Origin of the sequence: Pseudomonas sp. 21615526 (genome assembly GCF_013386245.1) — a bacterium.
Classification (GTDB): domain Bacteria; phylum Pseudomonadota; class Gammaproteobacteria; order Pseudomonadales; family Pseudomonadaceae; genus Aquipseudomonas.
On sequence record NZ_JACAOM010000095.1, the window covers coordinates 1 to 20,975 of the forward strand.

At 61.8% G+C, this 20,975-nt stretch carries 19 protein-coding genes; 10 read left to right on the forward strand and 9 right to left on the reverse strand.

Annotation, left to right across the window (positions count from 1 at the left end; all coding sequences use genetic code 11):
- The first annotated feature begins 241 nt into the window (after window positions 1-241).
- Entirely contained in the window at window positions 242-523 is a 282-nt protein-coding gene (locus HX786_RS24460) for a DUF3077 domain-containing protein (protein ID WP_178912698.1), read from the forward strand.
- 168 nt (window positions 524-691) lie between these two features.
- Here the strand turns inward: HX786_RS24460 and HX786_RS24465 are convergent, their stop codons facing one another.
- From HX786_RS24465 to HX786_RS24475, 3 genes are read right to left on the reverse strand one after another with little or no spacing between them, the layout of a single operon-like run.
- Window positions 692-1,402, reverse strand: coding sequence for an SDR family NAD(P)-dependent oxidoreductase (locus HX786_RS24465; protein WP_178912699.1), 711 nt, complete (start codon window positions 1,400-1,402; stop codon window positions 692-694).
- A 31-nt stretch (window positions 1,403-1,433) separates the two neighbouring features.
- On the reverse strand, window positions 1,434-2,084 hold the full coding sequence (locus HX786_RS24470) for a DsbA family oxidoreductase (protein ID WP_178912700.1): 651 nt from the start codon (window positions 2,082-2,084) through the stop codon (window positions 1,434-1,436).
- Window positions 2,081-2,296: a 4-oxalocrotonate tautomerase family protein gene (locus HX786_RS24475; RefSeq protein WP_003218111.1), complete on the reverse strand. Its 216-nt coding sequence runs from the start codon at window positions 2,294-2,296 to the stop codon at window positions 2,081-2,083. Before HX786_RS24475 ends, HX786_RS24470 begins: the two co-directional genes overlap by 4 nt.
- Before the next feature lie 257 nt (window positions 2,297-2,553).
- On the opposite strand from HX786_RS24475, the gene HX786_RS24480 reads away from it, so the two are divergent.
- Window positions 2,554-3,327, forward strand: a complete 774-nt coding sequence (locus tag HX786_RS24480; protein ID WP_178912701.1) for an alpha/beta fold hydrolase — start codon at window positions 2,554-2,556, stop codon at window positions 3,325-3,327.
- A gap of 72 nt (window positions 3,328-3,399) precedes the next feature.
- On the opposite strand, the gene HX786_RS24485 is transcribed toward HX786_RS24480, so the two are convergent.
- Together HX786_RS24485 and HX786_RS24490 are read right to left on the reverse strand one after the other, a co-directional pair.
- The gene (locus HX786_RS24485) at window positions 3,400-4,686 is read right to left on the reverse strand and encodes an OprD family porin (protein WP_003218115.1); all 1,287 of its coding nucleotides are present in this window, start codon (window positions 4,684-4,686) and stop codon (window positions 3,400-3,402) included.
- 272 nt (window positions 4,687-4,958) lie between these two features.
- The gene (locus tag HX786_RS24490) at window positions 4,959-5,666 is read right to left on the reverse strand and encodes a DsbA family protein (RefSeq protein WP_008435732.1); all 708 of its coding nucleotides are present in this window, start codon (window positions 5,664-5,666) and stop codon (window positions 4,959-4,961) included.
- A gap of 227 nt (window positions 5,667-5,893) precedes the next feature.
- Here HX786_RS24490 and HX786_RS24495 point away from each other — a divergent pair, with 227 nt between their 5' ends.
- Window positions 5,894-7,966 carry a TonB-dependent siderophore receptor gene (locus HX786_RS24495; RefSeq protein ID WP_178912702.1) on the forward strand — a complete coding sequence of 691 codons (2,073 nt, stop codon included), beginning with the start codon at window positions 5,894-5,896 and terminating at the stop codon, window positions 7,964-7,966.
- Between the two features lie 169 nt (window positions 7,967-8,135).
- On the opposite strand, the gene HX786_RS24500 is transcribed toward HX786_RS24495, so the two are convergent.
- The 4 genes from HX786_RS24500 to HX786_RS24515 all read right to left on the reverse strand — a co-directional run bounded on the left by HX786_RS24500 (window position 8,136) and on the right by HX786_RS24515 (window position 13,618).
- Window positions 8,136-8,348, reverse strand: a complete 213-nt coding sequence (locus HX786_RS24500; RefSeq protein WP_178912703.1) for a hypothetical protein — start codon at window positions 8,346-8,348, stop codon at window positions 8,136-8,138.
- A gap of 243 nt (window positions 8,349-8,591) precedes the next feature.
- Window positions 8,592-9,698: an agmatine deiminase gene (aguA, locus tag HX786_RS24505; RefSeq protein ID WP_178912704.1), complete on the reverse strand. Its 1,107-nt coding sequence runs from the start codon at window positions 9,696-9,698 to the stop codon at window positions 8,592-8,594.
- A 6-nt stretch (window positions 9,699-9,704) separates the two neighbouring features.
- A complete protein-coding gene (gene aguB / locus HX786_RS24510; protein ID WP_178912705.1) occupies window positions 9,705-10,583 on the reverse strand; it encodes an N-carbamoylputrescine amidase in 879 nt (292 codons plus the stop codon).
- Window positions 10,584-10,708: 125 nt separating this feature from the next.
- On the reverse strand, window positions 10,709-13,618 hold the full coding sequence (locus HX786_RS24515) for an aminotransferase (RefSeq protein ID WP_178912706.1): 2,910 nt from the start codon (window positions 13,616-13,618) through the stop codon (window positions 10,709-10,711).
- Between the two features lie 177 nt (window positions 13,619-13,795).
- On the opposite strand from HX786_RS24515, the gene rfbB reads away from it, so the two are divergent.
- From rfbB to HX786_RS24550, 7 genes are read left to right on the forward strand one after another with little or no spacing between them, the layout of a single operon-like run.
- The gene (rfbB, locus tag HX786_RS24520) at window positions 13,796-14,878 is read left to right on the forward strand and encodes a dTDP-glucose 4,6-dehydratase (RefSeq protein ID WP_008435746.1); all 1,083 of its coding nucleotides are present in this window, start codon (window positions 13,796-13,798) and stop codon (window positions 14,876-14,878) included.
- Complete coding sequence (gene rfbA, locus HX786_RS24525; RefSeq protein WP_032899443.1) at window positions 14,875-15,750, forward strand: glucose-1-phosphate thymidylyltransferase RfbA; 876 nt, start codon at window positions 14,875-14,877, stop codon at window positions 15,748-15,750. Before rfbB ends, rfbA begins: the two co-directional genes overlap by 4 nt.
- Window positions 15,747-16,292: a dTDP-4-dehydrorhamnose 3,5-epimerase gene (rfbC, locus tag HX786_RS24530; RefSeq protein WP_177021900.1), complete on the forward strand. Its 546-nt coding sequence runs from the start codon at window positions 15,747-15,749 to the stop codon at window positions 16,290-16,292. The genes rfbA and rfbC overlap by 4 nt, the downstream gene beginning before the upstream one ends.
- On the forward strand, window positions 16,289-17,158 hold the full coding sequence (rfbD, locus tag HX786_RS24535) for a dTDP-4-dehydrorhamnose reductase (RefSeq protein ID WP_177040751.1): 870 nt from the start codon (window positions 16,289-16,291) through the stop codon (window positions 17,156-17,158). The genes rfbC and rfbD overlap by 4 nt, the downstream gene beginning before the upstream one ends.
- A gap of 36 nt (window positions 17,159-17,194) precedes the next feature.
- Entirely contained in the window at window positions 17,195-19,003 is a 1,809-nt protein-coding gene (locus HX786_RS24540; protein WP_023659335.1) for an ATP-binding protein, read from the forward strand.
- Entirely contained in the window at window positions 19,000-20,385 is a 1,386-nt protein-coding gene (locus HX786_RS24545; protein ID WP_003213224.1) for a sigma-54 dependent transcriptional regulator, read from the forward strand. Before HX786_RS24540 ends, HX786_RS24545 begins: the two co-directional genes overlap by 4 nt.
- Window positions 20,386-20,412: 27 nt before the next feature.
- The gene (locus HX786_RS24550; RefSeq protein ID WP_003213222.1) at window positions 20,413-20,868 is read left to right on the forward strand and encodes a YiiD C-terminal domain-containing protein; all 456 of its coding nucleotides are present in this window, start codon (window positions 20,413-20,415) and stop codon (window positions 20,866-20,868) included.
- Window positions 20,869-20,975 lie beyond the last annotated feature (107 nt).

Genomic DNA, 20,975 nt, shown 5'->3' on the forward strand with positions numbered 1-20,975 from the left:
GTCGCTGCCAATTCAGCGACCGGGCCTGATAACCCGGCAAGATGCAGGCGCAACAGCGCCCCACAACCACGATGTGCAGGCGTTTTTTTACGCCCACCATTTCGTGCAATGGCGGCTGTGCGTGGGAGACCTTCGGGTCTGCCGGGTTCCTGTATCTCCGGTTTATCAGCCTGCGCACAGCTGCCACCCATTCGCCTGATAACGAACGTGGTAGCTCTCACTAGATATGGGAGTTTTACCGATGAGCGCTCCAAATCCGTCTGGCTTCACTACCCTCGGCGTTACCCCTTTTTCATTTCATTCCGACCAGCCTCTGTTCCGCGTTAACAGCGGGGTTTCCCTGCGTGAAGCGCTGTCTCACGTTTCCGATTTGCTGCATGTGGCCAAGCTGTTGGCAGAGGACGCGGCGATGATTCGGGATACGGACCGGTACGCCTGGGCTTCGCACTATCTGCAGGAGATGAGCAAGGCGGTGATTGATGATGTGGTGAAGGTGTTGGAGTCGCCGGGCAATAATCTGTAGGTGTGTCAGGTTGTGGATGTGTTGGCTGGGCCATCGCCATCGCGGGCAAGCCCGGCTCCCACATTTGATCGTTGTTGTTTGTTCTAGAGTGCCTGGCTTGAAGCCGTCACCCACAAAAACGCCCCGAACCATCACGGTCCGGGGCGTTTTTTTATTCAGCCGTATCGCTTAGTGCCCAGCACTCTGCCCACCGTCCACATGCAGAATTTCCCCGGTCACAAACCCAGCCGATTCCAGGTACACAATCGCCTGCGCAATATCCCGCGCCTCCCCCATATGCCCAACCGGATGCAGGCTGCCCAACGCCGCATGCGTCTCTTCCCCATGCATCGGCGTCTTGATAATCCCTGGGCTCACCGCGTTCACGCGAATCCCGCGCTTGGCGTATTCAATCGCCAGCGATTTGGTCGCCGAGTTCAGCCCGCCTTTGGTCAGCGAGGCCAGCACCGAAGGCACGCCATCAATCGCGTGGTCCACCAGGCTGGTGGTGATGTTGACGATGTGCCCGGCGTCCTGTTTCAGCATCTCGGTAATCGCCAGTTGGGTGATGTAGAAGAACCCGTTCAGGTTCACCGCCAACACGTTTACGTAGTCTTCGTGGGTGTAGCTGGTGAACGGTTTGGCAACGAAGATCCCGGCGTTGTTGATCAGGCTGTCGATGCGGCCAAAACGCGCTACGCCTTCGCGGATGACGCGCTCGGCGGTGGCCGGGTCGGCGATGTCGCCGGCCACGGTGAGGATGTCCGGATCCGTCGACGGTTTGATCGACCGGGAGGTGGCAACCACGCGGTAATCCAGCTCGCGGTAAGCCTTCACTGCAGCAGCGCCCAGGCCTTGGGATGCACCGGTGATCACAACGACTTTTTTCGAATTGCTCATGATGAAACCTCTATAGGGAAAATGGGATGGTTCAAGCAGCCGCGGCGGACATTTCCCGCAGCATCTGTTCGTAGTAACTGACGGATTGCGACCCGGAGACCAACTGGCGGCCATTGAGGACCATGGCCGGTACGGAGTTGATGCCGTGCTCGCGGTAGAACGCTTCCAGCTCGCGCACTTCATTGGCGTAGGCGGTAGAGCCCAGCACCCGTCGTGCGCTTTCAATTTCCAGCCCGGCCTCGGCGGCCAGACGCGCCAGGGTTTCGTGGTCGCTGACGTTCTGGCCATCGCTGAAATACCCGCGCAACAGCGCCTTTTTCAGCTCGAGCTGGCGCCCTTGCTGCAACGCCCAAAACAGCAACCGATGGGCGTCGAAGGTGTTGTAGAAGTGGCTGCGCTTTTCCAGGTCGAAGGTGAAGCCGATGGCCGCACCCCGCTCCATCAACATCCTTTTGCCGCTGGCAACTTCTTCAGCGCTGCGCCCGTATTTGCGCATCATGTGGGCGACGGCGTTTTCGCCTTCGGCCGGCATGTCGGGGTTGAGTTCGAAGGGTTTGAAGGTCAGTTCAACCTTCACTTCGCCCGCCAGGTTGTCGATGGCTTGCTCCAGGGCGGTGGCGCCGAGGGCGCACCACGGGCACACCACGTCGGAGATGAAGTCGATGGTGACGGGCGTGCTCATGACGGATTTTCCGCGAGCTGTTTGCGGTACTGGGTGGTGGTGATGCCGGCGTAGCCCCAGTTATCGGTGTCGACTTCTTCGATGACGATGTGGGTCAGGTCCGGGCGTTTGTTGAGGACGCGTTCGAGGGTTTCGGTGATCTCGGCAATGACCTGGGCTTTCTGCTCCGAGGTAACGCCGTCGCGGGTGATACGTACGCTGACAAATGGCATGACAAGGCTCCAGTGACTTGCCCATCGACATGGTGGGCAGGCAGTGAGGCCAATTTAAGAGGTTGCTTGAGGTGGATAAAGGTGGGGCGGAGTACTTCATTAGTGATGCTATGTAATCAATCGAGACGTCCGGCGCTGCGTTTTTTACTGCTCCCTGGAATAACCGCCCTCCCCGCGCGTCTTGCCTACATGCTTAAGGCAGGCTGCAAACGCCTTGAGTGCTGGCCGATAACCCCTCACTTACGGACGTGCCCCACATGCTTAAATCCACATTCAAAACCCTGTTGCTGCCTACACTGATGGCCGCCGCGATGCTCACCGGCCACGCCTATGCCGCCACCCCGGCGCTATCGGACACCACCGTGGTGCTGGTGCACGGCGCCTTTGCCGATGGCTCCAGCTGGAACAAGGTGATTCCGCTGTTGCAGGCCAAAGGCTTGAAGGTGGTGGCGGTGCAAAACCCGCTGACGTCCCTGGCCGATGATGTGGCCGCCGCCCAGCGGGTGATTGATGCCCAGAGTGGGCGGGTGGTTCTGGTGGGCCATTCGTGGGCCGGCAGTGTGATCACACAGGGCGGCACCAGCGACAAGGTCAAGGCACTGGTTTATGTGGCCGCGTTCGCGCCGTCCGAGGGCCAGAGCTCTGCCGAGTCCGAGAAAGGCTACCCAACCCCGCCGGGTATCGAGACCATCAGTGCCGACGCTTCCGGCTACTTGTATTTGCCCGCCGCGTCCGTGGCGAAAAACTTCGCCCAGGACTTGCCTGCCGACCAGGCCAACCTGATTGCCGTGACCCAGGGGCCGATTCTGGGCAAGGCGTTCGACGATAAAATCACGGTCGCCGCCTGGAAAACCAAACCCAACTATTACATCGTCGCCGCCAAGGACCGCATGATCGACCCGGGCCTGGAGCAGGCCTACGCGAAGAAAATCAATGCCACCACCACCGTGGTGCAAACCAGCCATGTGCCGATGCTGTCGCAGCCGCAAAAGGTCGCAGATGTGATCATCGCAGCCGCCAGCAAGCGCTGATCGCAGGCATAAAAAAACCCCGAACCAGTCGGGGTTTTTTATCGCCTTGAATCAGGCGCGACGCCGAATCAATTAGAAAACGTTGATTGGGTAGTCGGCGAACAGGCGGATCTCGTTACCACCCACGTTGTAGTTGCTGGCGTTGTTGGAAACGCGCAACCACGACGCACGGGCACGCAGGCTCAGGTCTTTGGCCGGGCCGCTCTGTACTACGTATTTGAACTGGTTGAAGATTTCACGCTCGGTGCCACTGCCGCGGTTGGAACCGTCGTCAATGTTGGTGCCGCGCACGTAGGCGATGTTGTAGGTCAGGCCAGGCACGCCGAAGGCGCTGAAGTCCAGGCCGTAGCCTGCTTGCCAGGAGCGCTCGTCCTTGCCGTTGAAGTCAGACCAGTAGGAGTTGGCCAGCAGGATGGTGTTGCCACCGTCGCCGATGCCGCCTGCGTTGCGGTAGCCGCCGTACAGGTAACCGGTGTCACCGGTGCTGCGCTGGTGAGCCACGGTGAAGCTGTGCGGGCCAACGGCCCACGTGGCGCCCAGGCTCCAGATTTTGTTGTCGCGAGCGTCGGCGTCACCTTGGTTTTCCAGGGCGAAGCTACGGTCGAGCTTGGTCTTGTAGCCGTTGAAGTCGAAGGTCAACGATTGCTTCTCTGGCAGGGCCAGCACGTAGTTGACGTTGACGTATTGCTTCTTCAGCACGTCCTGCATGTTGGAAGCGTAGAGCGCTGCCGACAGGCTTTCGGTGAATTTGTAGCTACCGCCGATGTAGTCGATGCTTTTCAGCGCGCCGCTGTCGGAACCCTCGGCGCTCTTGCGAGCTTCCTTGGTGAAGTGACCAGCGTCCAGCTGCAGGCCGGCGATTTCCTTGGAGACGATCGAGGTACCGGTATAGGTTTCGGACAACAGGCGGGAGTTGTCGTATTCCAGGACCGGCACGGCTGGCATCTGATCACCGTACTTGATCACGGTGTTGGAGATGCGTGCCTTGACGGCAGCGCCGCCCTTGGCCAGGTCGTTGGCTGCTTCGCCGCTGTCGCCTTGCTTGAAGAAGTCGATACCGCCAGCGCCGCTGCGACCTTTACCACCATCCAGGCGAATGGCGTATTGGCCGATCACGTCCACACCCACACCGACGGTGCCTTGGGTGAAACCGGATTCGAACTTGCCGATGAAGCCCTGGCCCCATTCGGCTTTGTCTTGCTTGCCGTTTTTGTAGTCGCGGCTGATGTAAGCGTTGCGTGCCGCGATGTTCAGGTGGCTGTCTTCAACAAAACCCTTCGATTGGGATTGGTCGTCAGCCATTGCTTGCGTAGCGCTCAAAATCCCCAGAGCGATCAGCCCCATCCGTTGCTTCAACATTTTCTTATATTCCTTATTGCTGGTTGAGTACGCGCTGTGACACCAGGCTCCGTGTTGCTTTTCTGGTGTCGACTTTCCCAGATAAAAAAAGGCCCGCGGACGACGTGAAATGCCGCGGGCCTTTTTTTATTGGGGAAGTCATGGCGGTTAGCCACAGGCGTTGGGGCGAATCCTATCCGCGCCCTTTACTGTGTGTCAATTTCGTGAATCTTCTGTATTTAGGCTAAAAAAGTCTAAGAAACATTAAATAGCCATCATTGCGCAAGGCTCTATCAAGCGCTTCCTGGATCTGCACACCCCTGCAGGCCACACATTGGTGCACTCGATTGGGTGGGCTGAATCGAAATTGCGACTCTTTGTCTCAGCCACTCAACGAAGGCTTCTGGCTTGCCCAACCAGGGGCTGATATCGAGCAATTGCAGCTGCCCATTCTGCTCCAGGGCCAGCGTGGGGAAGCCCTGGCCGCCGACTTTTGCCAGCCATTGGCGGCTGTCATTGATGTGCGCTTGAGTTGCTGCGCCAAGGATTTCACTGAAAGCGGCGGTGAAGGCTTGGGGATCCAAACCGATGGATTCGGCCAGGGTCAGCAGCACGTCCTTATCGGCAATTCGGCGACCTTCGACGTAGTGCGCCGTTTGCAGACGCGCCAATAATTCCAGCCCGCGACCGGCAATTTTTTCTGCCGCCAGCACGGCGCTGGTCGGCGGGGCTGAATCGAACACCGCACCGTGGTCCCGCAACAAACCTTCGAAATACGCCTCGCCAAACGGTTGCCCGGTGTACTCGGCGATGCGCCGGTCGTGGGGCATTACGTAGTCACGCAACTGCGGCGATACGGATTGGCGATTCGCGCCGGTCATCATGCCGCCGCCATGCAACTGGATCGGTAACACGCTCCGGGCGGCGCTCAGCAGCGGCTCGGCGCCGTAACACCAACCGCACAGCGGGTCGTAAATGTAGTGAAGTGTGGCTGCCGACATGACGGGCTCCGATGGATGTTGATGACCGGCAGATTAGTCTCACGCACAATTGGGAAAAACCCCGGATCGGCTTTCAGACTGTTTCGAGAATCGGTCGAATACCCTTGCAAAACATACGCCGTAACATTTTTCAGAAAGGTCCGCATAGGAATAGATAACCTGCGCAAATAGTAAGCATTACCATTAACGCGCTTTTATTCTGCCAACCTTTTTGGATACACACCCCGATGCCTGCCCTTCGCCTGACGCCCATGACCCTTGGGCTCTCTGTCCTGCTGTCTGCCGGATTTACCTGCGCTGCCACTGTCCTGCCGGAAACCTCCGTGAGCGCCGAAGCTGACGAGGACGACCCGCGCGTCAAGGAAACCAGCACCGCCACCCGCACCGCCACACCGGTGCGTTATGTGCCCCAGGCCATCGACTCGGTAAAAACCGACAACCTGCGTGCCTACGGCACCAATGACCTGGGCCAGGCCTTGAGCGGTATACCCAACGTCAGCAGCGGCGCCGACACACGGTTCGACAGCCTGCGCATCCGCGGCTTCGACGCCAGCAACGATTTCTACCTGGACGGCGTTCGCGACGACAGCCAATACGTGCGCGACCTGCACAACATCGAACGCATCGAGGTGCTCAAAGGCCCGGCAGCCGTGTTGTACGGCCGCGGCGGCCAGGGCGGCATCGTCAACCGTGTGAGCAAGCTGCCCCAGGCCGGTCGCGCCTCCAGCATCGAGGCCCAGGGCGGCAGCAATGATTTGCGCAGCCTGTACGCCGACCTCAGCACCGACCCCACCGACACCATCAGCCTGCGCCTGAACATGGGCAACCAGGACAACAACAGTTTCCGCGACGGCGTCAGCGGCAATCGCCAACTGTTTGCGCCGTCCATGAGCTGGCAACTGAGCCCCGACCTGAACTGGCTGGTGCAGTACGAATACAGCCGCTACAACCGCACGCCGGACCGGGGCATTCCCGGGGTCAATGGGCGGCCGGCAGATGTCAGCCGCGGCACCACTTATGGTGACAAGCGCGATTACATCGACGACACGTCCCAATCCCTGCGTTCGCGGCTTGCCTATGAGCTGAACGACAGTTGGCAACTGCGCCATACGTTGGGCGTGTTCACCCTGGACAGCGACTTCGATAACACCTACGCCGTCAGCTACGACCCAAAAACCGGCAAGGTCGGGCGCCAGCGCTGGCAGCAGGACTTGACCACCCGCAACATCCTCAACAACGTCGAACTGGAAGGCGGCTTCACCACCTTCGGCCTGGAGCATCGCTTGCTCACCGGAGTGGAATTGGGCAACCAGCGCCGTGACCCGAAACTCTATCGAGCGCCGCTCGCCGCTGTGCCGAGCGTGGATGTGTATAACCCCAACCCGGACCTGCGCCACTACGGCCGCCTGCCGGCATTCAGCAGCAGTCACACCGAAGCGCAAAGCCAGGGCGTGTATGTGCAGGACCAACTGCGCCTGAACGATCAATGGCAACTGCTCGCCGGTTTGCGCTATGACCGCTTTGATGTGGAGTCCACCAACAAACTGACCAACGCCTCGGAACAGGTCGTGAGCCACAGCACCAGCCCGCGCGTGGGCCTGGTCTGGACGCCGCTGGAACACCATTCGTTCTATGCCTCGTGGAGCAAGACGTTCTCGCCGACCGGCGGCGGCCTGATCGGCATCACGCCCAATGCCACGGGCAACGCCAACGACCTGAGCCCGGAGCTGACCAAACAGAAGGAAATCGGGGTCAAGAGCGACTGGCTCGACGACCGCCTGAGCACCACCCTGGCGGTGTATGAACTGGAGCTCTACAACCGCCGCACCCGCGACCCGCTGGACCCGACCATCACCCTGCTCAGCGGCGAGCAGCGTTCCCGTGGCGTGGAGTTGACCGCTACCGGCAAGGTCGTCGGCAACTGGTACGTGCGCGGTGGCGTCGGCCTGCAGGACGCCACGGTGGTGAAAGACAACAATGGCTTTGAAGGCAAGCGCATCAGCGACGTGGCCAAGCGCAACGCGAGCCTGTTCGTCACCTGGAAACCGGAGATGGGCTGGTACGCGGAAACCGGGCTGACGCTGGTGGGTGAGCGTTATGCGGATAACGCCAACACGGTGGCGTTGCCGGGTTATGGCCGTTGGGACGCACTGGCCGGGTTCCGGCAGAAGGAATGGGATGTGCGGGCGGCGCTGAACAATATCAGCGACAAGACATACTACGCGTCAGCGACGAGTGCGGCGCAGATTCAGTTCGGCGACCCGCGCAGTCTGGTGGTGACCGGAACCTACAGTTTCTAACAGGCTTGCGTGGCGAGGGAGCTTGCTCCCGCTGGGGTGCGAAGCCCCCCCAAAATAGGCGACTGTGTTTTTTCAGATAGAACTCGATGATCTGTTTTGGGGCTGCTGCGCAGCCCAGCGGGAGCAAGCTCCCTCACCACAAGGTCCAGTGCAACATTGAAAACAACCGTCAGCCTTGCATCAATTCACACAACGCCTGCACCTCGTCCTCGCTGAACAGCCCCGCCGGGTACCGTTCGCTCATCACCCGGCGCGGGTCGGGCGTCCTGATCTGCCGCGAACCGTTTGCCTTCAACCAGAGCGCCAGCGCGTGGATCGCGTCACCGTTCACCCGCAAAGGGGGGAACGTGCGCGTGTACATCAGGTTGATATCGGCATTCATTTCAGCGCTCTCTCCGACGGCATGAGCGGCTAACTTACTCAAGGTTTATGACAGAACCGCTTAGTCATACACCGTGCTGTGTGTCGCAACAGCGATACAAGAGCTATGCCAATGTGCCCGGTTTGTCGGCACTTGCACACAAAAAAGCCCGCGAACCTGACGGGCCGCGGGCTTGCTGTAAGCGCGCAAAACATGGCGCACTCGATTGCCGTTAAACCCGGCACCAGGCTGTTACAAGTGCACTCAGTTTTTGTGCGGGGCCGGCTGTTGCTGGGTCAGACAGTGGATGTTGCCGCCCCCCAGTAACAGTTCGCGGCCAGGCACCATCACCACTTCATGCTGCGGGAACAGGCTCTGCAGAATTTCCTTGGCGCAGCTGTCCAGCGGGTCGTCGAAGCTCGGCGCGATGATGCCGCCGTTGACGATCAGGAAGTTGACGTAGGAACCGGCCAACCGCACGGTGGGATTGCGCTCCTGGGTGCCGTCTACCGGGTCCACGCCTGCGCATTCTTCCTCGGTGGCGTACAGCGGCCCCGGGATCGGCATTTTATGCACTGTGAACGAGCGGCCCTGGGCGTCGGTGCTGCTTTGCAGTACGTCCATGGCGGCATGGCAGCGCGCATAGTTCGGGTCTTGCGGGTCGTCGGTCCAGGCCAGCAACACTTCGCCTGGGCGTACGTAGCAGCAGAAGTTATCCACATGCCCGTCGGTTTCGTCGTTGAACAGGCCATCCGGCAACCAGATGATCTTATCCACCGCCAGGTTGGCGCTGAGCACCGCTTCGATTTCCTCACGCTGCAGGTGCGGGTTGCGATTGCGGTTAAGCAGGCATTCTTCGGTGGTGATCAGGGTGCCTTCGCCGTCGACGTGGATCGAACCGCCTTCCAGCACAAATCCTTCGGTGCGATAACGCGGGCTGCGCTCGATCTCGAGGATCTTGCCGCCCACCTGGGAGTCGCGGTTCCACGGCGAGTACAAGCCACCATCAAAACCGCCCCAGGCGTTGAAGTCCCAGTTCACACCGCGCACTTCACCGCTGTTGTTGATCACGAAGGTCGGCCCGGTATCGCGGACCCAGGCGTCGTCGCTGGACATTTCCACCAGGCGAATATTCGGCACGTCAAGGCGCGCCCGGGCGTTTTCGTACTGGCCGGCCGAGACCGCCACGGTCACCGGTTCAAAACGTGCAATGGCCTTGGCCACCGCCACATGGGCGGCCTGCGCCGGCTTGCCGCCCAGGCGCCAGTTGTCCGGGCGCTCGGGCCAGATCATCCAGGTCTGGGTCTGTGGCGCCCATTCGGCAGGCATGTAGAAGCCGTCGGCGCGGGGGGTGCTGTGCAAAGTGGTCATGGCGATTCAGGACTCCAGGGAACCGTCGAGGGTTTTAAGCGCACCATACAGGTTCGGACGGCGGTCGCGGAACGAACCCCAGGCGCTGCGAATGTGTTCAAGTTCATCGAGATCGAAGCGGTGCACCAGGATGCCTTCTTCGGTTTCGTTGAGTTCTTCTACTTTCTCGCCGAACTGATTGGCAATGAAGGACGAGCCGTAGAAGGTGATGTCGTAGCCGTCTTGCTCCTCGTTACCGATGCGGTTGCTGGCGATCAGCGGCATCAGGTTGGCGCCGGCATGGCCTTGCTGTACCCGCTGCCAGTGGTCACGGGACGAAATTGTCTTGTCGTGGGGCTCGCTGCCGATGGCGGTCGGGTAGAACAGGATTTGCGCGCCTTGCAGCGCCATGCTGCGGGCGGCTTCCGGGAACCACTGGTCCCAGCAGATGCCCACGCCGATCTTCGCATAGCGGGTGTTCCACACCTTGAAGCCGGTGTCGCCGGGGTTGAAGTAATACTTTTCATGGTAGCCCGGGCCGTCCGGGATGTGGCTTTTCCGATAAATCCCGAGGTTGGAGCCGTCCGCGTCGATGATCGCAATGCTGTTGAAACGCGCGCGGCCGGCCCGTTCATAGAAACTGATGGGCAACACCACCTGCAGTTCCCGGGCGACCTTCTGGAAGTGCTTGATCGCGACGTTATCTTCAACCGTGGTCGCCAGTTGCAGGTAGTCCGGGTTCGGCTTCTGGCAGAAGTACGGGGCCTCGAACAGTTCCTGGATCAGGATGATCTGCGCGCCCTTGGCGGCGGCCTCACGCACCAGCCTTTCAGCGGTTTCGAGATTGGCATCAAGGTCCCAGGAACAGGCCATCTGGGTCGCGGCAACGGTAACGATACGGCTCATGAATCATCTCCTCGGCGGCGGGCAAGTGGACGCCTTTATAGCGGATAAAAATCGGCTTTTGAAGCTAATAAATATCCGCTCATCGAAAAATGATCAAATTTTACCGATAACAATCGAGTTTATTGTTACAAGCCTTCCTCCAGAACCTTCGCCAGCATGTCGACGAAGAAATCCACACTGTGCCGTGAGGTGACCATCGGCGGCTTGATCTTGAGGATGTTCAGGTAGTCGCCGGTGGGCTGCATGAAGATCCCCAGCTCCCGCAGTCGGTCACACAGCAGCGCAGTCTCTTCGGTGGCCGGTTCCAGGGTCTGTCGATCGCGGACCAATTCCAGCCCCAGGTAAAACCCGGAACCATGCACTGCGCCCACCAATGGATACTGCTCGACCAGCGCCTCCAACCGCGCCTTGAAGTGTCCGCCCACCTCCTGGGCGTTTTCCCACAGCTTTTCTTCCTCCATCACATCCAGCACCGCCATGCCGATCCGGCAACTCACCGGGCTGCCTCCCGATGAGGAGAAGAAGTAACCCTCGGCCTCCAGCGCCTCGGCGATTTCCCGGCGGGTGATCACCGCGCCCAACGGCTGGCCATTGCCCATGCCCTTGGCCATGGTGATGATGTCCGGCACCACGCCCTGCTCTTCAAAGCCCCAGAAGAAATGCCCCATGCGGCCGTAGCCCACCTGCACTTCGTCGGCGATGCACACGCCGCCCTGCTCACGAACCAGCGCGTACACCTGCTGCAAATAACCGGGCGGCAAGGAAATCCCGCCGGCATTGCCATACACCGGCTCGCAAATGAAACCCGCCAGCTGGCGATTCTGCGCGGCGATTTTCGCCAGGTTGTGTTCCACGCTGCGTACGTAGTCGGGGGCGCTGTCCTGCCCGCGAAACTCGCCGCGATAGGTATTCGGCGCGGTCACCGGGTGCACCCAGTCCGGGCGGCTGCTCAAGGCCTGGGGGTTGTCGGCAATCGAGGTCGACACCGCATCCGCCGCCACCGACCAGCCGTGGTACGCCTCCAGCACGCTGAGCATGTCGCGCCCACCGCTGTAGGCCCAGGCCAGGCGAATCGCCAGGTCGTTGGCCTCGGTGCCGCTGTTGACCAGGAACACCCGGTCCATGGAGTCCGGCGCCAGCGCCAGCAAACGCTCGGAGAATTCGGCAATCGCCGCATAGTGGAAGCGCGAGTTGGTGTTGAGCAGCGACCATTGCCGCGCCGCCACCTCGGCCATGCGCGGGTGACCGTGGCCGAGGACGGCGACGTTGTTGAGCATGTCGAGGTAGGAACGGCCCTGCATGTCGATCAAATGGTTGCGCCAGCCGCGCTCGATGCGCGGCGGGTCGACGTAATAGTGCTTCTGCGAGCGGGCGAAACTGGCGTCCCGACGCGCCAGCAGGGCTTCGGGGTCCAGCTCCGGCTCGGCGTCGCAGGCCAGTCCCAGCAACGTGGCCGGGGATGGGCAGAGCGTTTGCCATGCCGCCGCCCGGGAAGGCGTGCAGAACAGCGGTGGCTCAAGCTCGGCGCGGCACAGTTGTACTGTCAGCGGCGCGACCACATCGCCGATTACCTGGCCTTTTACCACTGCGGCGCCGTGCTTCAACAAGGCGTTCACGCCCCACAGCCGAACACTCAACTGGGCGCTATGCAGGCTCAGCAGGCCGTCGGCGCCATAGCGCAAGGTGCCGGCGAACGGTGCTTCCACCGTGGCGCCCAAGGGCATGTGCAGTTCTACGTGAAGCGCGAAGGTGTCCGGCTCCACGGCACTGTCGGGTTGGGTGCGGGACAGACGGTATTGACCATAACGACTGGCTGCCAGGCCATGGACCACGGCCGCTTGTTCCAGCAATCGGCGATCAATGCCCTCCTGCTCCCAGTTACCGGCCTCGAAATGCGGGCTGAGCACGCCCAGATCGATCAACGCGAATTCACGCCCAACGAGCCCCGGCAACAAAGGCGCGAAGCCTTCACCGACAATCGGCGGCAATTCGGCACCGACGCAGTTCAGGATCGCCGCCTCCATCAATTCAAAGGGCACCGAGGTGGCTACGTGGAAAATTTCCCACTCATGCTCGGCATTCTTCAACAGGTACGCGTTATCCGGGTCCAGGCGTTGCTGCTGTTCGCTGCTCAGCACCAACACCGCGGCCCGCGCGACGATCAGCGGCCATAGCACCTGCAACTCTTCGCGCTGCAACGGCGTGATCCGGTGGCACGCCTGGATCGCCGGAAGGATCGCGAACGGATCTCCCTCGGCATGATGCAGCAGCGCCGCGCAGGTCACCGACAGGTCGGCAATGCGCCAGGTGCGCACCAGGTCGCCAAAATCGATCACGCCTTCAATCTGCCAATGCCGCTGGGCATCACGCTGCCAGACCACGTTGTCATCGGTGATGTCCATGTGCACGGCTTGCCAGGGCAGGCGGTCGGCCAACGGCAGCAGACGCTGCCCGACCTGCTCCACCACGCGCTCCAGCCCGGCCCGGTGCGGGAGGTTTTCGAGGGTCGACAGCAAATGAGTGATCAGCTCAAGGGCATGGCGTGGGTCCCATTGCAGGGTACGTTCCAGGCCCGGATGCTCGAAGTCGGCCAGCGCCTGGCTCATCCGCCCGCAGAGTTCGCCGAAGCCTGCGATCACCTCGCGCCCCAGATGGGGCAGATGGGTCAGCGGCTGGCCGTCGATGTAGTCCAGCAACCGCAGGTGCACGGTTTGCCCGGCGACGGTCTCGGTCAGCAGTTCTTCGCCAGCCAGCGACGAGATCACCTTGGGCACCCGTACATCCGAATGTTCCTGCAGATGCTTGAGGGCTGCGTGCTGGGCCTGCAGCTCGACGGCGGCGTAGTCGCCCCGGCAGATTTTCAGCACAAAGCGGCCACGCTCGCTGTCGATACGGTAGTTGAGGTCTTGCTGGCTGCCGAGGGACTGCAACGCCCCACCCAGGCCGTAATGCTGCTCAAGTAGCTGCGTCGCAGGCACAGGCCCGACTTGCGGGCAAGGCAGGCTGGCGCGATGAATCAACGTGGCGAGCAACATGTGAAGACCCCTGGCTTTTTTATCAGGCGCTTATATCGCCATTGTTGACGGGGGTTACGCAACCCCCAGTCCCGCGCAGTGCCGTCAATCTGACTGTGGCCCCTTGCACCACCTGGCTCCACAACTCAAGCTATGCTCCATTCGCTTAATGTCTGTCTAAGGAAAAGGGCCTCCGACATGCGCATTCTCATCACCGGCGGCGCCGGATTCATCGGCTCCGCTCTGATCCGGCACCTGATTCAACACACCGGGCACGAAGTGCTCAACCTGGACAAATTGACCTACGCCGGCAATCTTGAGTCGCTGGCCAGCATCGCGAGCAACAGCCGCTACGAGTTCGTCCAGGCCGATATCATCGACCAGGCCACCGTCAGCGCCGTACTGGCGCGCTTTGAGCCCCACGCGATCATGCACCTGGCGGCCGAGTCTCATGTGGACCGTTCCATCGACGGCCCGTCGGATTTTATCCAGACCAATATCGTCGGTACCTACAGCCTGCTGGAGGCCGCACGCGGTTATTGGCAGAAGCTGGAAGAACCGGCCAAGAGCGCCTTCCGCTTCCACCACATCTCCACCGATGAAGTGTATGGCGACCTGCACGGCGTCGACGACCTGTTCACCGAAACCACGCCCTACGCCCCAAGCTCGCCGTACTCGGCCAGCAAGGCCGCGTCCGATCACCTGGTACGCGCCTGGCAGCGCACTTACGGCCTGCCGGTGCTGTTGACCAATTGCTCGAACAACTACGGGCCGTTCCACTTTCCCGAGAAGCTGATTCCGCTGGTGATCCTCAACGCCCTCGCAGGTAAACCATTGCCGGTGTACGGCGACGGCCTGCAAGTGCGCGACTGGCTGTTCGTCGAAGACCACGCCCGCGCGCTGTTCAAAGTGGTGACTGAAGGTGTGGTAGGCGAGACCTACAACATCGGCGGCCATAACGAGCAGAAGAATATCGACGTGGTGCGCAGCATCTGCGGCCTGCTGGAAGAACTGGCACCACAACGCCCGGCGGGCGTGGAGAAATTCACTGACCTGATCACTTTCGTCAAGGATCGCCCGGGCCACGACCAGCGCTATGCGATCGACGCCAGCAAGATCGAACGCGAGCTGGGCTGGGTTCCGCAGGAAACCTTTGAAACCGGCCTGCGCAAAACCGTGCAGTGGTACCTCGATAACCTGGAATGGTGCCGCAGGGTCCAGGACGGCAGTTATCAAGGCGAACGACTGGGCAACACCGACTTTAAGGATCTGATCGCATGATGAAGGGAATCGTACTGGCCGGTGGCTCCGGCACGCGTTTGCACCCCATTACCCTGGGCGTTTCCAAGCAACTGTTGCCGGTGTATGACAAGCCGATGATCTACTACCCGATCTCGGTGCTGATGCTGGCCGGGATCAAGGAAATCCTGGTGATCTCCACCCCGGTAGACCTGCCGCAATACCGCAACCTGTTGGGCGATGGCAGCCAGTTTGGCGTGCGGTTCACTTATGCGGAGCAGCCGTCCCCGGACGGCCTGGCCCAGGCGTTCTTGATTGGCGAAGAGTTTATCGGCGATGACCCGGTATGCCTGATCCTGGGCGACAACATCTTCCACGGCCAGCACTTCGGCGAACAACTGCGCACTGCTGCCGAACGCCCATCTGGCGCCACGGTATTCGGTTACTGGGTCAAGGACCCGGAGCGTTTCGGCGTGATCGACTTCGACAGCCAGGGCCGCGCGCTGTCCATCGAGGAAAAACCAGCCAAGCCAAAGTCGAGCTACGCGGTGACCGGCCTGTATTTCTACGACAACGACGTGATCAGGATCGCCAAGGCAGTCAAGCCATCGCCACGGGGCGAGTTGGAGATCACCGACGTCAACAACGCCTACCTCAATCGTGGCGACCTGCACGTGGAGCGCTTCGGCCGTGGTTTCGCCTGGCTCGACACCGGCACCCACGACAGCCTGCTGGAGGCCTCGACGTATGTGCAGACCATCGAGCACCGCCAGGGTTTGAAAGTGGCGTGCCTGGAAGAAATCGCCTACGAGAACGGCTGGATCGACCGTGACCACTTGCTGGAGCGGGCCAAGTACTTCGGCAAGACCGGCTACGGCCAATACCTGTATTCACTGGCCGGGGAGCAAAAATGAAGGTCACCGACACGGCGTTGCCGGGCGTATTGATCATCGAACCGAAAGTGTTCGGTGACGAGCGCGGCTTTTTCTACGAAAGCTTCAACGCCCGCGCCTTCGAAGAGGCCACCGGGCTCAAGCGTGATTTCGTGCAGGACAACCACTCGCGCTCGCAAAAAGGCGTGCTGCGCGGCCTGCATTACCAGCTCGAACATACCCAGGGCAAACTGGTGCGCGTCATCGCCGGCGAAGTGCTGGATGTGGCCGTCGACATCCGCCGCAGCTCGCCCAACTTCGGGCAATGGGTGGGCGTGCGGCTTAGCGCCGATAACCATCGCCAGTTGTGGGTACCGGAAGGTTTCGCCCACGGCTTTGTGGTGCTGAGCGACTACGCCGAGTTCCTCTACAAGACCACCGATTACTACCAGCCGAGCGCCGAGCGTTGCATCCTCTGGAACGACCCGACGCTGGCCATCGACTGGGAACTGACGGAGACGCCGCAACTGTCTGCCAAGGACCAGGCCGGGAAAAGCCTGCAAGAGGCCGACCTGTTCCCATGAAAATCCTTATCAGCGGCCAACATGGCCAAGTCTCCCGGGAGTTGCAACAGCGCCTCCGGGGCCTGGGCGAGTTGATCGTGCTGGGCCGCGATCAACTGGACCTGGCGCATCCCGAGCAGGTCCGCGACCAGGTACGCGCCCATCGCCCGGGCCTGATCATCAACGCAGCCGCCCATACGGCCGTCGATCAAGCCGAGAGCGAGCCGGACGTGGCCTTCGCCATCAACGCCACCGCGCCCGGGATTTTTGCCGAGGAAGCCAAGGCACTGGGCATTCCGCTGATTCACTATTCCACCGACTACGTGTTCGACGGCAGCAAGGCCGCGCCCTACAACGAGGACGACGCAACCAACCCGCTGGGCGTCTATGGCGCAAGCAAGCTGGCGGGCGAACAGGCGATCGCGGCCGTCGGCGGTGAACACCTGATCCTGCGCACCAGCTGGGTCTACTCGACCCACGGCAAGAACTTCCTGCTGACCATGCAACGCCTGCTGCAGGAAAAACCGCAGATGCGCATCGTCGCCGACCAGATCGGCGCGCCGACCTGGGCCGGGACCATCGCCAACAGCACCCGTGCACTGATCGAGCGCTGGCAGGCGGGCCAGGCCGGGGATTGGGGTGTCTACCACCTGACGGCCCAGGGCGAGACGTCGTGGTTCGGCTTTGCCCAGGCCATCGGCGAGCAACTACGGGCCAACGGTCGTGCCTGCGCCGAGCTGGAAGCGATTCCCTCCAGCGCCTATCCAACGCCGGCCAGGCGCCCGCTGAACTCGCGCCTCGATTGCAGCCGCCTGCAACAGCAATGGCATGTCTCGCAACCGCAGTGGCATGACGCATTACGCGAGTGTCTTGCCGAGCAGCACTAGGCATAATGCGCCTGTACCCACAGGCGCACGACTCCCATGACTCCACCCCTTCCGCGAAGACCCCGCTGGCGCAGCCTGGCATTGCTGGCGCTATGCCTGGCACCGCTGTTGTGGCCGCTGGAGCACTTGGCCGAGCGTTATTACCGCAACGAACTGGCCGGCCAGAACCGCCAGACGCTGGACCTGTACGTCGCCAACCTGCTGGGCACCCTGCACCGCTACGAAGTGTTGCCACAAATCCTCGGTGACCTGCCGGCCCTGCGCACCGCCATCGACGCGCCTCACGTCAGCACCAACCTGGTCAATGCCAACCACCTGCTCAAGGACGTTGCCGCGCAGGCCGGGGTGGAAGTGATGTACCTGATGGACACCACCGGCAAGACCCTCGCCGCGTCCAACTGGGACAAGCAGGACAGCTTCGTCGGGCGTAATTTTTCTTTTCGCCCCTACTTCAGCGAAGCCATGGCCGGGCGCCTCGGGCGCTTCTTCGGCCTGGGCACCACCTCGGCCAAGCGCGGTTACTTCTTCGCCGCCGCCGTACGCGATGGCGACAAGATCATCGGTGTGCTGGTGGTAAAGGTCGACCTGGACCACACCGAAAGCCTGTGGGGCAACACCCCCGAACAACTGCTGGTCACCGACCACAACGGCGTGGTGATCCTGACCTCGCGCCCGCAATGGCGCTTCCGTGCCACCCGGCCGCTGACGGATGAAGAACGCCGCGCCATCATCGCCATCCAGCCCTATCCGACCCGCGACCCGCAGCCGCTGAGCCTCAGCCCGACGGCGTGGGTGCGCCAATCCACCGACATCGCCGAGACCGGCTGGAAAGTCGAGATTCTCGCGCCGCGCACCTTGATCAGCCGCCCGGTGCGCACCGTGGTCGCGGTGGGTGGCGCCGCCTTGCTGGTGCTGATGCTGTTGCTCGGGCTGATGATGCAGCGCCGCCGTCACTACCTTGAACGCATCGCCTTCGAAGCCAAGGCCCGTCGCGAGCTGGAGATGCGCGTGATCGAGCGGACCAGTGACCTGGAAGGCCTCAACCGGCGCCTGAAACAGGAAGTGCTGGAGCGTGAACATGCCCAGCAGGAACTGGTGCGCGCCCAGGACGACCTGGTGCAGGCCGGCAAGTTGTCGGCGCTGGGTACCATGTCGGCGAGTATCAGCCATGAACTCAACCAGCCGTTGGCGGCGATTCGCAGCTACGCGGAAAACGCCGGGATTTTGCTCGACCATGAGCGCACCGACGACGCCCGTGGCAACCTCAAGCTGATCAGCGAGTTGACCGGGCGCATGGCTTCGATCATCGCCCACTTGCGCGCCTTCGCCCGGCGCGACCGGCATGCGCCGGAAAGCGTGGCCCTGCAACCGGCCCTGGACGATGCCCTGGCGCTGCTGGCCAAGCGGCGGCGGGCAATGGAAGTGGAACTGATCCGCGACCTGCCCGAGGCCACCTTGTGGGTGGCGGCCGGCGAAACCCGCCTGCGCCAGGTGCTGGGCAACCTGTTGGCCAACGCTCTGGACGCCCTGACCGAAAAAGGCCCGCCGCGCAAACTCTGGCTGAGTGCCCAAACCACCGAACAGGGCGTCAACCTGTACATTCGCGACAACGGCCCGGGTTTCTGCATGGAAGCCCTGGGCCGCGCCAGCGAGCCCTTCTACACCACCAAGACCCGCACCCAGGGCCTGGGGTTGGGCCTGGCGATCTGCGACACCCTGATGCGCGCCTTTGGCGGTGAACTGTTGTTCGCCAACCACAAGGAAGGCGGCGCACTGTTAACCTTGAAACTGCGCGCCGGAGCACCGGGTGTCAGTCTGCAACCGTCCGAGGACCGCAGTGTATGAGTATCGATAACCAGATTCAGGTGGTGTTGATCGACGATGATCCACACCTGCGTCAGGCCCTCTGCCAGACCCTGGACCTGGCCGGGCTGAAAGTCCTGACCCTCGGCGAAGCCCAGGGCCTGACCGCGCGCCTGTCCCGGGATTGGCCGGGGGTTGTGGTGAGCGACATCCGCATGCCCGGCATGGACGGCCTGGAACTGTTGAAGGAACTCCACGCCCAGGACCCGGAGCTGCCGGTACTGCTGATCACCGGCCACGGCGACGTGCCACTGGCGGTGCAGGCGATGCGCACCGGCGCCTACGACTTCCTGGAAAAACCCTTCGCCAGTGACGCCCTGCTCGACAGCGTGCGCCGCGCCCTGGCCCTGCGCCGCCTGGTGCTGGACAACCGCAGCCTGCGCCTGGCCCTGAGCGACCGTCAGCAATTGAGTACGCGCCTGGTGGGCCACTCCCCGCAAATGCTGCGCCTGCGCGAGCAGATTGGCGCGCTGGCGGCGACCAAGGCTGATGTGCTGATCCTCGGTGAAACCGGTGCCGGCAAGGAAGTGGTAGCGCGTGCGCTGCACGATCTGTCGAACCGCCGCAGCGGCCCGTTTGTGGCGATCAACGCCGGCGCCCTGGCCGAGTCGGTGGTGGAAAGCGAGTTGTTCGGGCATGAGCCCGGGGCCTTTACCGGCGCCCAGAAGCGGCGCATCGGCAAATTCGAATTCGCCAACGGCGGCACGCTGTTTCTCGACGAAATCGAAAGCATGAGCCTGGATGTGCAGGTCAAGCTGCTGCGGCTGTTGCAGGAGCGTGTGGTGGAGCGTCTGGGGGGCAACCAGCTGATCCCGCTGGATATCCGCATCATCGCCGCCACCAAGGAAGACCTGCGCCAGTCCGCCGACCAGGGGCGCTTCCGGGCGGACTTGTATTACCGCCTCAACGTTGCGCCGCTGCGCATTCCACCGCTGCGCGAACGGGGTGAGGATGCGCTGATGCTGTTCCAGCACTTTGCCGACGAAGCCAGCACGCGCCACGGGCTACCGATGAAAGAGCTGCAACCGGGCCAGCGCGCGCTGTTGTTGCGTCACAGCTGGCCGGGCAATGTGCGCGAGCTGCAAAACGCCGCCGAGCGTTTCGCCCTGGGCCTTGAACTGGCGCTGGACAGCACCCCGGACAGCCCTTCGCCGGGCATCCTCACCAGCACGCCCGGCGGCTTGAGCGAACAGGTCGAACAGTTTGAAAAAAGCCTGATCGCCGCCGAACTGGCGCGCACCCACAATTCCATGCGCAGCCTCGCCGAGGCATTGGGCGTGCCGCGTAAAACCCTGCACGACAAACTGCGCAAGCACGGGCTGAACTTCGCCGACAGCGGCAACAGTCACGCCGACGACGAATGACCCTTTTCCCCCTGCCACGAGGCCACCATGAGTCGCGATAGCCGTTACCTGGAATCGATCCTTCACCACGACATTCCCCTGACCCGGGAAATGGGCCTCAAGGTTATCGACTGGCAGGACCGGCAGCTGCAACTGCGCTTGCCGCTGGACGCCAACATCAACCACAAGAGCACCATGTTTGGCGGCAGCCTGTATTGCGGCGCCGTGCTGGCAGGTTGGGGCTGGCTGCATTTGCAGTTGCGTGAGGAAGGGATCGAAGACGGGCATATCGTGATTCAGGAAGGGCAGATCAGTTATCCGCTGCCGGTGACTACCGATGCGACGGCGATTTGCCAGGCACCTGATGACAAGGTGTGGAAGCGATTCGTCGCCACCTACAAGCGTTATGGCCGGGCGCGCTTGGCGCTGGAGACGTGGATCGTCAATGAGGGCAGTGAAGAGCGGGCCGTGGCCTTTACCGGGCAGTACGTCCTGCACACATAACAAATGTGGGAGCGGGCTTGCTCGCGAAAGCGGTGGATCAGCCAATACATCTGGTGACTGACACACTGCCTTCGCGAGCAAGCCCGCTCCCACATTTTTGATCGGCG